This window comes from Acidimicrobiales bacterium, from assembly GCA_036378675.1.
GTDB lineage: Bacteria > Actinomycetota > Acidimicrobiia > Acidimicrobiales > Palsa-688 > DASUWA01.
In genome coordinates this window covers 1-14552 of the sequence record DASUWA010000018.1, presented here as the reverse complement: position 1 = coordinate 14552, position 14552 = coordinate 1, and the positions used below count along the sequence as shown (strand labels likewise).

Below are 14552 nucleotides of genomic sequence, written 5' to 3'. Positions count from 1 at the left end.
TTACATGTCGACCATCCGCTCCCAACCTCCGGGCGGAGGATCCAAGCGCCAGAACTGCTCGGGCACGTTGGCGTCGAGTCGTTCGGTGAGCGCGTGGTCGCGCTCGAGCGGCGGGATCTGGCTGCTGTAGCACCAGAGCGCCTTCCGCTTGCGCTCGGCATCGAGCGACACCGGGACCAGCGCGGGCGTCGGCCACAGGCCGGACCGGAACAGCTTCGACACCCGCCATGCGAGCATTCCAGGGATGTGCTTGTAGCCGTGGTCCTCGTACGCGAACCACGCCCACTCCGGATGTCGCTCGCGCACGATCAGCGCTGCCTCGTGTGTCATCACGTGGTCCGGGTTGGCCAGGCCCATCGGTACGAACACCGCGGTAGGAGCCTGTGCAACGAGCGCGTCTTCGAGCACGGGAGCCACGTCCGCCGGCTTGGGCCTGTCGAACGGCTCCAGGTACTGGTGGTCGGCGAACTCGAGCCAGACGTGATCGGCGTCCAGTACCTGCATGGCCGCGCGGTCCTCTTCGCGCCGGACCGCGACCACGTCGTCCCCGCTCTCGAAACCACCGAGCGCGTCCCAGTCCGACGGTGGATCGGGGTATGAGGGTGGACGCCCGCCGAGGACCGTGATGACCGCGGTGTGAGAGTTCGCATGGCGGATCAGCATCTGCCCCGCGCCCATGACCGCGTCGTCGAAATGGGGCGATAACACCACGATTCGCTGCAATACGGCCGGATCTACCTGCCCCCACGTCACCTGCGCGTGCTCCATGTTCTCCCCCTGACGTCCGTGTCACACTATGGCGTATGGACGTACGGTCGATCGAAGATGTCGCGCCCGAGATAGAGCACAACGGGACGGTCCCGGTTTGGTGGTTGGTGCGGGCCAGGGAAATGTTCGAGACCACCCGCGGGGGATTCCTCGAGCTGGTCAACGAGTTCGAGGTCGCCGGCGGCGGCAAGGTCGACCCGCACAGCCATCCGACCCACGAGTTCTACTACGTGACCTCGGGTCGGGGGATCATGACCATCGAGGGGGATGAACGCGAGATCCGCCAAGGGGATCTCGTGTACATCCCGCCGAACGCCGTGCACACCCTCCGCCCGGTGTCCGAGAACGCCTCGATCCACTGTTTCTGCTTCGCAGTGGGAGAGCCTGACGCCGGTCCGGTGAACTACACCACTCACTAGCGGCGCGTCACGCGGGTGGAGTCGAGGCCGAGTAGGTCGACCGTCGTCTCCCCCAGTCGCAGTTTGGCGAGCATCGCCGTCTCCTTGTCCGCACGGACCCGAGCCTTGACGAGTGTGTCGTTGAAGGCGTCGCTGGCGATCACGGTGACCCCGTCGCGGTCTCCGACGACCCAGTCGCCGGTGTGCACGTCGACGTCACCGACACGGACCGATCCACCGATCTCTCCGCCGCCCAGCTTGGTTGCGCCCCTCAACGCGATGAGGACACTGAAGACGGCAAACCGGTGGGCTTCGAGAGCGGCGACGTCGCGAACCCCTCCGTCTATCACCAGGCCGCGGATACCTCGAGCTTCGGCTGCGGTGGTGAGGACCTCACCCCAGTAGCCGCGCTCGGGGGGGTCGGTGGCGACGACCAGGACCGAACCGGCGGGCGCTTCGGCCACGGCGGCGTGAACTGCGAGGTTGTCACCGGTGGCGCAGGTGACGCAGTAGGCGGGGCCGGCGGTTGCCGCGCCGGGCCAGGCTGGCCCGATCCCGGGGTGCATCGGCTTCCCGCCGGTCTCGCCCAGCGTCGCCGAACCGAGAGCCAGCAGCGACTCAGCCAAATCATTCACTTCAGCCTCCTCGCTCCGATGCGAGAGCCCGCATGTTGCGAATCGCGAGGGCCACCAGCGTCAGTGTCGGGCCGTACCCGGCGCCGGTTGGGAACAGGGATGAATCGGCGACCACAACGTTCGGTGCGGCGTGCACGCGTCCCCACTCGTCGCAGACCGACGTCGCCGGATCGCGGCCCATTCGTGTGGTGCCGGCGACGTGACGCGAGATCGGGATCGGGCCGATCAGCCCAGGCGAGGTGGCGACGAAAGTCACCTCCGCGCCGGCGGTGCGGAGGCAATCCTCCATCTGGGCCGCGTAATAATCGGACGCGACCTGCTCGTGCTTGTGCGGCTTGTAGGTCACCCGAATCGCGGGGAAGCCGCGGACGTCGCGAACCGCGGGATCGAGGTCGACGCGGTTGGTGAGTTGGGGCAGGTCCTCGCCCTGCATGCAAAAGCCCCACAAGTGCTCGCGCATTTGCGATCGTCGCATCGTGTCCTTGTGCGCGCTCCCCCATGGCGCCAGCTTGGCTTCTGTTAAGGGGTGGGCGGCTCCGGCGTGCTCGACCATCCCCCCCTTGAACCATGGCAGCCCGGCATCACGCGCCGCGGCGGTCGAATCGAGATCGGGAACGATGAAGTCGTCGTGGACGTGCGTGACCGAGCGGCCCTTGTGGCCGTGGACTCGCATGGGCATTATGCCCATCACGTAGGTCTGGTAGTGGAACATGAGGTTGCCCCCGATCAACTGGTGTTCGAACCCCGAAAGCAACAGGAGCCGGGGCGTCTCCAACCCGCCCGCGGCGAGGATCACGTGCGACGCCCGCTCCGTACGGGTCACACCGTCGGGACCGATGTACTCGACGCCCGTCGCGCGCCCGTTGTTCACGATTATGCGCGACACGAATGTCTCGGCCCTCAACTGCGCCCGGCCGGTCATCAGCGCGCGCCGCAAGGACGCGACGGGGTCCCCTTTGGCGTGGATCGGGCACCCGAAGAAGGCACAGAAACCGCAGTTGTTGCAGGCGGGCCGATCGTCGTACGGCACGGAATTGACCGCGGTGGGCGCCGGGTAGGGGTTCCACCCGTGCTTCTCAGCCGCCGCCGACGTGAGCAGCGCTCCGTACATCGGCGCACCGGGCGGCATCGGATAAGGACCGGAGCGCCGCGCCGCGAACGGGTTGGCACCGGCCTCCCCCGCGACCCCGATGAGGCGTTCCGCCTCTGCGTACGCGGGTTCGAGATCGTCGTAAGCGATCGGCCAGTCCGCAACGGTCGCCCCGTCCATCGGGCCCTGTTCAGAGAGCAGCCGGAAGTCGTCCTCGCGAAAACGTGGAACCTTGCCATCGGCGTGGGTCCCTCCACCGCCGACCGTCGAGGGCACGGTGTTGACCTCGCCGGTGTGAGTCCGCTCGCCGTCGTCCTCGCTTGACCGGAACGTCCGCGGCTCGAGCAGCGGATCGGGCCCGAGGAAGTGCCGGGCCATGAACTTGATCTCGTCGTTCGAAAAGTCGTTTGTGAGCCGGCTGGGATCGGCGACGTCGATCAGGTGGTTGCGCCCCTTCTCGAAGATCACAACCGACCACCCCGCGGCGGTGAGGACGTCCGCCGCGGTGGAGCCCCCCGGTCCCGATCCAATGATGATTGCATCGAAATCGCGTGCCGTCACGGCTGGCTCACCTCCTCGTCGGTGTAACCGCGAGGCTGGACGTCGCCCTCGAAACCGATGTAGGACCATCCCGCGCGGTCGCGGTTACCTCCGTACTCGGGAGCTCCGTACATCCCCTCGCACGCGTGCTCGTAGACGAGCGCGGTGAACTCGTGATGCTCCAGGAGGCGCCGATCCTGCTCATCGGCGTCGGCATCGGCGAAGTCGTCACCGAGCAACTTCAGGCCGGCCGCGTAGCGTTCCTGCAGACCTTCGACCGGGCCGTTCCACTCCCGCTCGGGCATTCCGAGCGAGCCCTCTATCCTGACCCGCCACGCCAGCTCGTCGAGGGGAGAGAGCCGGTGGAAGGAAGCGAATCCCGGTGAGCCTCCGAACCGCCCCGAGAAGGCGCCACCGGCCCAGATGCGGGGCGGATCGAAGTTGAAAGCTCCAAGCAGCCCATCGATGTAGCGGGCGACCCCTGCTTCGGTCGCACCTGGATCGTCGTCGGTCGGGATCAGCCGGGCGCAAACGGCCTCTACCACGCGGAACTGGTCATCCGTGAAGTAGGCCGGCACTAAAGCACGACCTCGACGACGACGCCCAGGTCCCGCTCCAGGTATGCGATCTCGTTGTCGTTGGCGAAGCCCTTGCCCTGGACGTTTACGAGGTCCACGTAGTCGGTGATCGGATACGGACCCCAGTGCCACGTCCCTAACGAAAGGTTGACCCCCGCGCTCCCGTCGCACGCAAACGCCTTCACGTGGCGAAGATGCTCGTCCGTCGAGAAGTCGTATGCCGCCGGCGCCACGACCAGAAGCGTCGGCTTGCCGGCGAGAGCGACGAGTGCCTGGGTTGCCCTGTGGTGCCGGTTCAGGTGATCACAGCGGAGAGGCTGCCGGTCGTAGTGCAGCACGCTGAGGTGGAACACCTCACCGTCGCGCAACTCCATCACCGCGTCGCCGACTGCAACAACTTGACCGAATGGGGCAAATGCCGTTTCGCTAAGCGGCTCCGCTAACACCCGATGGGTAGTGGCCATCCACGCAGTATGCATCGCGTTTGATCAGACGCGGCGGGACTCCAGTACCCAGGCCAGCCCGCCCTGAAGATGGCGCAGGAACGCCGGGGTTTCCCACGCAGCCGGGAAGTGGCCCAGAGACGTAGAGAACACCCGTCCCTGCTGTTCCTCGAAGCACCATGAGATAGGAAATCCGAAGGCGGGCTGCACGACCCCCGGCCTGGTGAGATCGAGTTGAGAGTCATCGAGTCGCAGGAGCACTCGCGCGTCGGGACGGAGGTCCCGGAACTGGTACACCTCGTCGTGCCACGCCCACGTCTCTCCCAGGTGTGCGACGGCGGGGTGTCCGGGATCGCACACATCCAGGATGAACTCCTGGGTCCACGGGTGCCCGTTGAACCTGGCACCGACGAGCATGCCGTAGTCGTCCCAGCCGTAGCAGCTGTCGGTCGCGGCGTGGATGGCCATCATGCCGCAACGACCGTTGCGGAGCCCGTCGATCAGGGCCGCACGCTGATCGTCGTCCCAGGGAGTCTCCCCGATGGTGAAGAGGACCACGACTCGTGCACTTGCCAATACCTCTATTGGCAGATAGCGGACGTCTGGAACGTTGCGGAAGCCGAGTCCGGCAGACTCGGCAAGCTCTGCCATCGCGGTTGCAGACTGTCCGAGCACCCCATGCACTCCGGCGGGACCGTCGCGGTAGGGCGCAACTTGCGTCACGTAGATCATCAAGTCGCGAGCCATCAGGGCACGCTACTTTGCACGTGGCCATGACATTCGAACCCCTTGATCGTCCCGTACGTGCCGCATTCGTCGGGCTCGGCCGTATATACGACCTCAACGTTCGTGGCTACCTGGGCAACCCCGACGTCGAAGTGGTCGCGCTGGTCGACCCGAGCGAGGAGCGTCGGGCCCAGCGCCAGGCCGACTGGCCGCAAGCCAGAACCTTCGCCTCCACTGCCGAGCTCGCCGCGAGCGGCATGCAACTTGACGCCGTTGAGGCGTTGCTGCCCGTCCCACTGCACGCGAATGGGGTGGTCGAGCTGCTCGGTCGCGGCTGGCACGTCAATCTGCAGAAGCCGATGTGCAACGACCTCGCCACCGCCCGGCGCATGCTCGACGCGGCCGCTGCCAACGGCCGAGTGCTGCGGGTGATGGAGAACTACCTGTTCTACGAGCCGTTGCGGAAGCTCAAAGAGATCGTCGAGTCAGGCGAGCTCGGCGAGATCAGCGGCTATCACATGAAGATGGTCGGGAGCGGCCGGGGAGGATGGGACGTACCTGCAAGCTCCTGGGAGTGGCAGTTCCAGCAGATGCAACACGGCCGCGGGATCCTCGTGTTCGACGACGGCTGGCACAAGCTCTCCACCGCCCTCTGGCTGTTCGGACCGGTTCGGGAGGTACGCGCCTGGGTCGGAACCACCGAGGTCGTGCCCGGCGTCGGCGTCGACGCACCCACCACCATCGTGTGGGAACACCAGAACGGGATCCGAGGCGTATGGGACATCACCCTCGCCGTCGACATGTACCTGCGCTCCGACTACTACACCAACGACGAAAGGTGGGAGGTCACCGGCCGACGGGGATACGCCCGGGTGAACCGCTGCACCGGCCGCGCGATCCAGCAGCCCAGCCTCGAGGTCTACGTCGATGGCGAGATGCGCGCCTACCACGCCCTCGATGACGATTGGGCGAGCAGCTTCCGCGATTCGGGACGTCACTGGCTGCGGTGGCTTCGCACCGGCGACGGTCCTCTCTATTGGAGCGGAGACGAGGCCGTCGACGTTCTGAGCTTTGCTCTCGCGGTCTATGCAAGCAGTGCGGCCGGCGGAATCGGTATCCATCCGGCAACGATCTCGGCCGACATGTAACTCATCGGAGGCGCAAAGTCGGCACGCGCCTGAAGTCTTTGGTGTTCTTCGTGTGGAGGGTCAAAGCATGCACCAAAGCCGTCGCCGCGATGAGAGCGTCGGGCATTCGTAAGCCCGGATGCTGACGCCGCAGACGACCCGCCCTGTCAGCAACTCGCCGATCGACCGGTATCTCGTCCATTCCGGCCAGGAGTCTTCTGACGTTGGGTTCGTCATCATCGGTGGCGCCAGCCAGCAACTCTGCCCGGGTGATAACGGAATAGCCGAGACGACTTCTAGCCGGGAGGCGCTTCGTACCCGCCAGATGGTCAATGCAGACGTCGGTGTCGACAAGCAGTTCAGCCACTTCGCTCCCACTCAGATCGCTTGGGCACGCGGCGCCCGATGTTGGGTGAAGATCCGAAGGTCGCGTCGAGGTCATCGTCCTCACCGAGCAAGGAGTCGACGGCGTCACGTATTAGTTGGGACATCGGAACCCCGGTCGCCCGAGCACGTTCCTGCAGGCGTGCCCTCTGCTCATCAGTCAGATAGATCTGTGTCCTTGTAGCCATATACACCATGTAGTATACACCATCGTCGCATGGGTGGATGCGTAGGGAGGCGCCGGCGGACCCCACCCAGCGTGGCCGATAGGCCAAATGTGACCCGGTTAGCACGGAGTTGGTGGTTTTGTCGCGATTGGTCGTCGCGTGAGGGAAAGGGGTTGCCGCTATGAAGGGTGCAACCGGGCTGGCGTCTTCCGTGCGTGGGCTGAAGGCAAGCCTTGTGAGACGCGTCGGTGTCATTGGGGCTGTGGTGGCTCTGGGTGGTGGGATGGTGTCGTTTGGGATCGTGAGCGCTGTTGCACCGCCGGCTGGTGCATCTGGCTCTTGCTCCGGGACGACGGTCGTCACATGCACGTTCAGCTACACCGGATCTCCGCAGACCTTTAATGTGCCCAAAGGGGTCACGCAGGTCACCATTGATGCCAAAGGCGCCCAAGGCGGAGGAGACTGCTGCAACGCAGGTGGGAACGGCGCCGACGTGCATGGCACCTTCAAGCTCGCGGCGCGCACCACCACCCTGAACGTGGTCGTCGGCGGCGTGGGAGGCAACGGGGATTCCGGCAACACTGCTGGTGGTGGGGGCGGGTCGTTCGTGTACACCACCCCGGTCACAACCTTGTCCTTGTCGAACCTGCTGATCGGCGCGGCCGGGGGCGGAGGAGCCGCCACAGCGTCCCAAGTTGTTGGTATCAACGGCAGCCACACGACAACAGCGAACGCCGGTCAAACCGACGATACCGCCGGGGGCAGTGCCGGCGTTTCGGGCGGCGGGGGGGCCGGCGGTACATCATCGGGAGGTGCTGGAGGCGGGGGACTGCTGACCGACGGAACCCCCCAGCCCGGCGGCGGGAAGGCGCTTGCAAACGGTGCCGCCGGTGGTCCCAGTTGCGGCAGCGGTATCGGTGACGGCGGCTTCGGTGGTGGTGGAGGAGGCTGCGTCGGTGGTGGCGGGGGCGGCGGCTTCAACGGAGGCGGCGGTGGGGGCGTCGATGGTGGTGGGGGCGGCGGCGGCTCGTTCATCGCAAGCTCCGCTACCGGCACCGGCGGCACCGACGGTGCCAACACAGGCAATGGCATCGTCACCATCAGCTACGTGAGCCCGAACAGCCAAGGCAACGACAACAGCGGAGGCAACCAGCAGTAAGGATGAGGGCAGCTTCAACTAGACGGTTTCATACTCGTCGTGGCGCCGGAACCACAGACCTTGACCAGCCTCGTTGCGGCCGAGGGGCGTCCGATCGAGCCACTGGTACATGCCCCACAGCCCGTCGAGACCGCGCGCGTACGCCGAGTAGGTGTGGTAAACGACGCCGTCTTCGAGAGCGAACGCGCTCATGCCGGGCATCTCCCGCATGAAGCTCATCCAGTCTGTTCCGCCGGGCGAGGTGCGCTCGGGCCCGCGCATGTCCTCCGCCGGCATCCGGTTCCGGGCGGCGTAGTTGTATTCGACGGGACCGGCCTGCTGCTGTTCCACGGTGGCGCCGGCCTGGAAGTCGAGGTTGAAGTCGCTTCCTCCTGAAGACGCCCACGGGAACGTCCAGCCCATCCGCTTCTTGTAGGCCTGGATCTTCGGCAGCGATGCCCGCGACGCGGCCCAGAGCATCACGTCCTGGTTCGCCAGGTGGACGGCGAACCCGTTGAACCCGTCGGCGATCGAGGAGCAGGCCGGACATCCGTAGTCGAAGTCGGCCCCGAACATGAAGTGATAGACGAGGAGCTGCGAGCGTCCCCTGAACAAATCGGCGAGCGACGCGGGGCCTTCGTCGGTGTCGAAGCGGTAGTCCTTGTCGATGCGGACCCACGGAAGCTCGCGGCGCCGCGCGGCGAGCTCGTCGCCTCTCCTCGTGTGAGCCTTCTCGTCCGCCAACAGCTCGAGGCGCGCCTTCAGCCATTCCTCATGGGTGCCGGTCTTGTGTGCGGTCATCTGTTTGTCTCCTTGGTTTACATGGGGGTCATGAGACCCGGAACTGACGAGGGCGCGAGGATGATCAGGATCCCGAGCCCGACGATTGCGAGGGCGACCGGGACGTCGATGGCGGCCCAGGGCGGCACGAGCTTCTGGGCCAGCACGACGGCGGTGATCACGACCATCCAACCGACGCTCATGAGACCGAGCACCACGAGAACGGCCATCAACCCGATGCTCGACCCAACGCAGCACATCCCGAACTCGAGCCCCGAGCGGCCCCGTTCCAAGCAGCGCCGGCGGAAGTGCTGCTTCACCGGCGTGAGCTCGTAGACGCCCGCAGCGATGGTAACGGCGCCGACCCCGAACGAACTCGGCGGGCGGTACAGCGGGTAGATCGCGAGACCGACCAGCGCCCAGATTCCCAAGTAGGTCAGGACAAAGACCGGCACGGCGCGCAGGCGACCGCTCACCCGGGCCCGTCCCGCCACCGCGGGCACAGCCCCCGGCAGCATCATCGCCGCCATCATCGACAACCACATCCCGCCGAAGAAAACAAACGAACCCAGCCTGCTAACACTCCCCATCTCGTTCACCTGGCGGACCGCGGGGAACCAGCATGCGGCTGCGAGGCCGAGCGTCGCGACTGCTGCTCGCGTCGCGGGGTTGCGTGTCCGGCTCATGATCCCGGTCAATGTCCCAGTCATTTGCACGTCCACCAAAGCACTGCGTCACCGGTCTCCAGGAGCGTTTTCAGGTTCGCCAGAACGCGGGGCCAGCCGCCGCTGATGCTTTCGAGCATGGCGCTGCCGTCTTCGAACCCCTCGTGGATGACGGTCAGCCTGACAAGGTCGCTCCCCTCGGGCTCGATGTCGAAGGTCACCCTCGAACGTGGCTCGGACGACAACCGGGCGAGGAACTCCTCGTCCCAACCGATCGCATCGGCCAGCTCACGGTTGACCGTGTTCCACGTGTAGGACAATCGGCGCGGAGGGTCGGCCTCCAGGATCACCTGCTCCGGATCGTCCACCTGAACTCCCCTCTCGGTCATCCCGTAGCGCGACCCCTTCCTCCAGTCCGTGTCGAAAGTCCTTCCCCAGTAGCGGGCGGTGAACTTCGGGTCGGTGAGCGCCTCCCACACTCGTTCGGGGGTGCTCTGTATATATGTGGTGTACACGAACTCCGGTGATTCCATGGTCGGGTCCTCCAGTGCCCTCTTCAGCCCCGCCAGCGCTGAGACTCGCCGGCGGTGGTAATGGTTGATCCAGCGGTCCGAGATGTCGGAGATCGGCGCGGCGTTGAGGTAGTGCAACTTCTCCCTACCCCGCCAGATGGTGACTACTAATTGGGCGTCTTCGAGGATCGCCAGGTGCTTGCTCACCGACTGGCGAGCCATGTCCAGCACCGAGCACAGCTCGCTCAGCGTCTGGCCGCCTCTGGCGTTCAGGCTGTCCAGCAGCCTGCGCCGGCCTGGATCGGCCAGAGCCTTGAAGACCTCGTCCATCGCCTCCCTAATCGATCATCCGCATGCGACCATCTGCATGCGACCATCTGCATGCGATATATCTTGCATGCAATATATGCAGCCTTACAGCTGCCTAATATATGCAGCCAAAAAGGTGCATGTCAAGAGATCGGCTCGAGGTTTTGGGATAGGTGGCCGCCGGCGGCGACCTGCCAGAATGTGTCGAACGGGTCGAGCCTGCACTGACGGCTAAACGGTACGAAGGAGTCCCCCCACTTCATGCGCGCTCTCGCCACCTGGTGCGTCCGTCGTCGGCGCACCGTCGTCCTCGCCTGGCTGGCCCTACTGGTCGTGGCGACCGGTGCGGCGCGCGCCGCCGGGACCGACTACTCCAACAACTTCTCGCTTCCCGAGACCCAGTCGACCCAGGCCATCCACCTGCTCCAAGCGGTGTCGCCGCGGGTGGCCGGAGACACCGAACAGGTCGTCATCGCCACCTCGGGCGGGGTCCGGGTCACCGACCCCGTAGTCGAGGCCCGGGTGACGCGCATGCTCTCCGCTCTTTCGAGGGTGCCGCACGTGACCAACATCGTTGCGCCTTATGGCGCCGAGGGAGCAGGGCACGTCAGCGCCGACCGCACGGTGGCCTTCGCAAACGTGACGTTCGACCAGCAGGGCCAGAACGTTTCTCAAAGCCTGGCGAAAACCTTTGTCCGCACCGCCCAGTCAGCCGACGCGCCCGGCATACACGTAGCCGTCGCCGGCCAGGTTGCGGAAAGAACCGACCGCCAATCCATCGGCGGCACCGGCCTGGGGATCATCCTCGCCGCGGTCGTGCTGCTGCTCGTGTTCGGGTCCATCTTCGCCATGGCGTTGCCATTGATCTCGGCTCTGGTTTCGCTCGGCAGCGCGATCGGCATCATCGGCCTTTTGAGCCACGTGCTCAAGATGCCCCAGTTCTCCAACGAACTCGTCCTCCTGATCGGGCTCGGGGTCGGTGTCGACTACGCCCTGTTCATCGTCACCCGACACCGCCAGGGTCTGGTCGCGGGCCGCGACGTAGAGACGTCCATCGTCGACGCGGTGAACACATCAGGACGGGCGGTTCTCTTCGCCGGGATCATCGTGTGCATCGCCCTGCTCGGAATGTTCGCGCTCGGGGTCAGCTTCCTCTACGGGTTGGCCGTCGCCGCGGCCCTGGGGGTGGCCCTCACCATGGTGGCCGCCCTCACGCTCCTCCCGGCGCTGCTCGGCTTCATCGGCCCGAAGGTGCTCTCGCGTCGTCAGAAGAAGGAGCTCGCCGCCCACGGGCCGAGGGTCATCGGCACCAGCTCCAAGGGCTTCTGGCCGCGATGGGCCGACCTGGTCCGCCGGCAACCGGTCGTGCCGGCGTTGATCGCCCTGGCCGTCGTTGTCGTGATCGCACTGCCCTTCTTCTCTCTGCGCATGGGCTTCTCCGACCAGGGCAACAACCCCACCGGGACCACGACCCGGGAGGCCTACGACCTGCTGGCCAGAGGCTTCGGGCCGGGCTTCAACGGTCCGCTCCAACTGGTCGCCGTCGTAGATAACTCCGGACAAAGGGCGGCCCTCGACCGGGTCCTGACCGACGTTGCCGCCCAGCGTGACGTTGCTCGAGTCTCGAGCCCTCAATTCATCCCCGACAACCACGGTTCGCAGGTCGCGTTGGTCGACGCTTACCCCAAGAGCGCCCCGCAGGACGCCGCGACGAGCAGCCTGGTGAGCCATCTGCGAAGCCGGACCGTGCCAGGAGCAGTCGGATCGTCGGGGCTGCGTGTGTACGTCGGCGGCACCACCGCGATCTTCACCGACTTCTCGCACGTGCTGTCCGCCAAGCTCTGGTTGTTTATCGGGATAGTCGTGCTGCTGTCGTTCCTCCTGCTATCGGTGGTGTTCCGCAGCTTCGTGGTTCCGCTCATCTCGGCGGCCATGAACATGCTGTCGATCGGAGCTGCGTTCGGGGTGCTCGTTGCCGTCTTCCAATGGGGTCATCTGGGCAACGTGTTCGGCGTCAATCGCGCCGGCCCGATCGAATCGTTCCTTCCCGTGATGCTCTTCGCCATCCTGTTCGGCCTGTCCATGGACTACCAGGTGTTCCTGGTAACGCGCATCCACGAAGAGCGGATCAAGAGCGGCGACAACGCGCTGGGCGTGCGGCGCGGCCTCGCGGCCACCGGCAAGACCATAACTGCAGCGGCGCTGATCATGATCTTCGTGTTCGGCTCGTTCATCCTGGGAGGCGAACGGGTCATCAAGGAGTTCGGCCTCGGTCTTGCGGCCGGGATATTCATAGATGCCGTCCTTATCCGCATGGCCATCGTCCCGTCGCTCATGCTGCTCACGGGCGAGTCGAACTGGTGGTTCCCACGCGCCCTCGACCGCGTCCTGCCCACGGTCGGTTTCGATCTGGCTGAACTGGACGCCGATCGGGCGGACGCCGCTGCCGAGGGCGAGAGGGCCCCGGCCGGGGTGAGCTAAGCCCCACGTAGCTCCCGAGATGCAATCCCTGGGGGTTTCGTTCTCGTATATGTGACGGCAAGTGCCGTATGTCGGATTTGAGGAGGCTGTGGGATGGTGAGCGCGCGCGCCGGGGTCCTAGTGGCACCTTCGTCTCGGGGCTGGCGGAGCTTCTGGAGGTCGGCGGTTTTCTGGGCCCTTCCGGCAGTGACCCTCGTCGCTGTGTTGGTAGGCGGCGCCGCCGGCGCCGGAGCCGCGTCGACGACGGTTACGGAAAAGAACAACCCGACGTTCGGCACTATCCTCGCCGACAGCGCCGGCGCGACCCTTTACACGCTGACCAACAACGGTCAGCCGGTGCTGTGCACCGGCATCTGCGCGCAAGTCTGGCCCCCGCTAACCGTGCCCCCCGGCACCACAGTTACTGGCCCTCCCGGGGTGTGCTGCCTGGGGAGCACGACCAACGCCAACGGTGACGCGGTCACCTACAAGGGCGATCCGCTCTACCGCTACGTCAACGACAGTTCCCCATCGGACGCGACCGGAGACGGCGTAAACAGCTTCGGCGGGACCTGGCATGTAGTCCGTGTCACGGCCTCAACTACAACCACCACGACGACTGCCCCTTCACCGACCACGGCGACGACGGCCCCGCCGACCAGTCCGCCGGCCACGACGGCGGGATCGGCGGCGGGATCGGCGACGGGATCCGCTGCCGCCGGAACAGCCGCATCAAGCCCCGCATCCTCCGCCGCAGCTGTGCCTCTGGGCTCGCCGGGAACTGGCGGGACTCCACCTCGAATCGCCGGGATAGGTGTACCGGTTGGTATCGGAGCGGTTCTGCTGGGTCTGGCGTTTGCTGCCAAGGCCCGGCGCAATGCCCAGGCTCGACGAAAGAGGTGAGGTGAGACTTGAAATCCGCCTCTGGTGGGTCGTCGCGGTAGAACTCGTCGCGGCAGGGTTCGGCCTCGCCCTCTTGCAAACCACGACACCCCAATTCGTTCACGCGCCGATCCCCCACGTGAGCCACCCTCCCTCACCGCAGCTTCTTCAAAGCGTCCGAGCAGCCACTCCACCTCCTGCACGGTCGGCGCCTGTGAGCATCTCCGTCCCCGCGCTGGGCATCGTGTCGGGGCTCGGTCCGCCGCGGGGCCTTAATCGCGACGGCACCATCGACGACGCACCGCTGGCCGGGCCCACGTGGTCGCTGCCGTGGTGGTACGACGCCGGCGCGTCCCCTGGCCAACCTGGGTCCGCCGTCCTTCTGGGACATGTCGACTCTTCTATCGGTGCTGGCCATCTGGGCGTGTTCTTCCGTCTCGGCGACCTAGCACCTGGTGACAAAATCGCTCTCACGTTGGCAGACGGCTCGCTCACCCGGTGGACCGCGGTCTCGAATGTCCTCTATCCAGATGGACGGTTCCCCAACGCTCTGGTTTACAGCCAGTCCGGACCACCAACGCTCCGATTGGTGACGTGCGGCGGCTCGTTCAATTGGCAGACGCACCACTACGAGTCCGCCGTCGTGGTGACCGCCGTCGAGAGTTCCTGACAGAGTCGGGCGAGCGCCGAGCTTGACAGTCCGATCCCAGCAGGGGCAGGAATTCGCCCCTTACAGATCGAACCTGGCGAAATCGGACAACCCAGCCGCAGATCTGCCCGGCAGCGCCGTAGGACCGCGGCTGCGATCGCCACGGTCGTTGCCGCGATCGGGCTGACCTTCGCGCCGGTCGCCAAGGCAATGATGGGCCCAGGCGGCACGGGGGTGGCTGGGCCCGCAGCCGGCAGCCGCGCAGCGCAGCTTGCCGACAGCGTGCCCGGCATCCCCGGCC

General features: G+C 65.9%; 18 protein-coding genes. 6 read left to right on the top strand and 12 right to left on the bottom strand.

Annotated features, from left to right (window positions below; translation table 11 throughout):
• A complete protein-coding gene (locus VFZ97_07520; GenBank protein HEX6393275.1) occupies positions 1–768 on the bottom strand; it encodes a PIG-L family deacetylase in 768 nt (255 codons plus the stop codon).
• Positions 769–803: 35 nt separating this feature from the next.
• On the opposite strand from VFZ97_07520, the gene VFZ97_07515 reads away from it, so the two are divergent.
• A complete protein-coding gene (locus VFZ97_07515; GenBank protein ID HEX6393274.1) occupies positions 804–1187 on the top strand; it encodes a cupin domain-containing protein in 384 nt (127 codons plus the stop codon).
• Here VFZ97_07515 and VFZ97_07510 read toward each other — a convergent pair.
• From VFZ97_07510 to VFZ97_07490, 5 genes are read right to left on the bottom strand one after another with little or no spacing between them, the layout of a single operon-like run.
• On the bottom strand, positions 1184–1801 hold the full coding sequence (locus VFZ97_07510) for a hypothetical protein (protein ID HEX6393273.1): 618 nt from the start codon (positions 1799–1801) through the stop codon (positions 1184–1186). The genes VFZ97_07515 and VFZ97_07510 overlap by 4 nt on opposite strands.
• 1 nt (position 1802) lies before the next feature.
• Positions 1803–3452 (bottom strand): GMC family oxidoreductase, encoded by a 1650-nt coding sequence (locus VFZ97_07505; protein HEX6393272.1) that lies wholly within the window; start codon positions 3450–3452, stop codon positions 1803–1805.
• Positions 3449–4009, bottom strand: coding sequence for a gluconate 2-dehydrogenase subunit 3 family protein (locus tag VFZ97_07500; protein ID HEX6393271.1), 561 nt, complete (start codon positions 4007–4009; stop codon positions 3449–3451). Before VFZ97_07500 ends, VFZ97_07505 begins: the two co-directional genes overlap by 4 nt.
• Complete coding sequence (locus VFZ97_07495; GenBank protein ID HEX6393270.1) at positions 4009–4473, bottom strand: ureidoglycolate lyase; 465 nt, start codon at positions 4471–4473, stop codon at positions 4009–4011. The genes VFZ97_07500 and VFZ97_07495 overlap by 1 nt, the downstream gene beginning before the upstream one ends.
• Positions 4474–4497: 24 nt before the next feature.
• On the bottom strand, positions 4498–5199 hold the full coding sequence (locus VFZ97_07490) for a ThuA domain-containing protein (protein HEX6393269.1): 702 nt from the start codon (positions 5197–5199) through the stop codon (positions 4498–4500).
• A 26-nt stretch (positions 5200–5225) separates the two neighbouring features.
• On the opposite strand from VFZ97_07490, the gene VFZ97_07485 reads away from it, so the two are divergent.
• Complete coding sequence (locus tag VFZ97_07485) at positions 5226–6326, top strand: Gfo/Idh/MocA family oxidoreductase (protein HEX6393268.1); 1101 nt, start codon at positions 5226–5228, stop codon at positions 6324–6326.
• A 1-nt stretch (position 6327) separates the two neighbouring features.
• On the opposite strand, the gene VFZ97_07480 is transcribed toward VFZ97_07485, so the two are convergent.
• Together VFZ97_07480 and VFZ97_07475 are read right to left on the bottom strand one after the other, a co-directional pair.
• On the bottom strand, positions 6328–6672 hold the full coding sequence (locus VFZ97_07480) for a type II toxin-antitoxin system VapC family toxin (GenBank protein ID HEX6393267.1): 345 nt from the start codon (positions 6670–6672) through the stop codon (positions 6328–6330).
• Positions 6665–6877 carry a ribbon-helix-helix protein, CopG family gene (locus tag VFZ97_07475; GenBank protein HEX6393266.1) on the bottom strand — a complete coding sequence of 71 codons (213 nt, stop codon included), beginning with the start codon at positions 6875–6877 and terminating at the stop codon, positions 6665–6667. Before VFZ97_07475 ends, VFZ97_07480 begins: the two co-directional genes overlap by 8 nt.
• Before the next feature lie 214 nt (positions 6878–7091).
• Here VFZ97_07475 and VFZ97_07470 point away from each other — a divergent pair, with 214 nt between their 5' ends.
• Complete coding sequence (locus VFZ97_07470) at positions 7092–8015, top strand: hypothetical protein (GenBank protein HEX6393265.1); 924 nt, start codon at positions 7092–7094, stop codon at positions 8013–8015.
• 18 nt (positions 8016–8033) lie between these two features.
• On the opposite strand, the gene VFZ97_07465 is transcribed toward VFZ97_07470, so the two are convergent.
• The 3 genes from VFZ97_07465 to VFZ97_07455 are packed head-to-tail and all read right to left on the bottom strand — an operon-like array spanning position 8034 to position 10281.
• Positions 8034–8795: a DUF899 domain-containing protein gene (locus VFZ97_07465; GenBank protein HEX6393264.1), complete on the bottom strand. Its 762-nt coding sequence runs from the start codon at positions 8793–8795 to the stop codon at positions 8034–8036.
• Between the two features lie 17 nt (positions 8796–8812).
• Positions 8813–9460, bottom strand: a complete 648-nt coding sequence (locus VFZ97_07460; GenBank protein HEX6393263.1) for a DUF2182 domain-containing protein — start codon at positions 9458–9460, stop codon at positions 8813–8815.
• A gap of 20 nt (positions 9461–9480) precedes the next feature.
• A complete protein-coding gene (locus VFZ97_07455) occupies positions 9481–10281 on the bottom strand; it encodes a metalloregulator ArsR/SmtB family transcription factor (protein HEX6393262.1) in 801 nt (266 codons plus the stop codon).
• Between the two features lie 240 nt (positions 10282–10521).
• On the opposite strand from VFZ97_07455, the gene VFZ97_07450 reads away from it, so the two are divergent.
• From VFZ97_07450 to VFZ97_07440, 3 genes are all read left to right on the top strand, one after another.
• A complete protein-coding gene (locus tag VFZ97_07450; protein ID HEX6393261.1) occupies positions 10522–12741 on the top strand; it encodes an MMPL family transporter in 2220 nt (739 codons plus the stop codon).
• A gap of 96 nt (positions 12742–12837) precedes the next feature.
• Positions 12838–13623 (top strand): hypothetical protein, encoded by a 786-nt coding sequence (locus tag VFZ97_07445; GenBank protein HEX6393260.1) that lies wholly within the window; start codon positions 12838–12840, stop codon positions 13621–13623.
• A gap of 1 nt (position 13624) precedes the next feature.
• The gene (locus VFZ97_07440; protein HEX6393259.1) at positions 13625–14272 is read left to right on the top strand and encodes a class F sortase; all 648 of its coding nucleotides are present in this window, start codon (positions 13625–13627) and stop codon (positions 14270–14272) included.
• 60 nt (positions 14273–14332) lie between these two features.
• On the opposite strand, the gene VFZ97_07435 is transcribed toward VFZ97_07440, so the two are convergent.
• Positions 14333–14552: hypothetical protein (locus VFZ97_07435; GenBank protein ID HEX6393258.1), on the bottom strand; the 220-nt coding region annotated here is incomplete at its 5' end.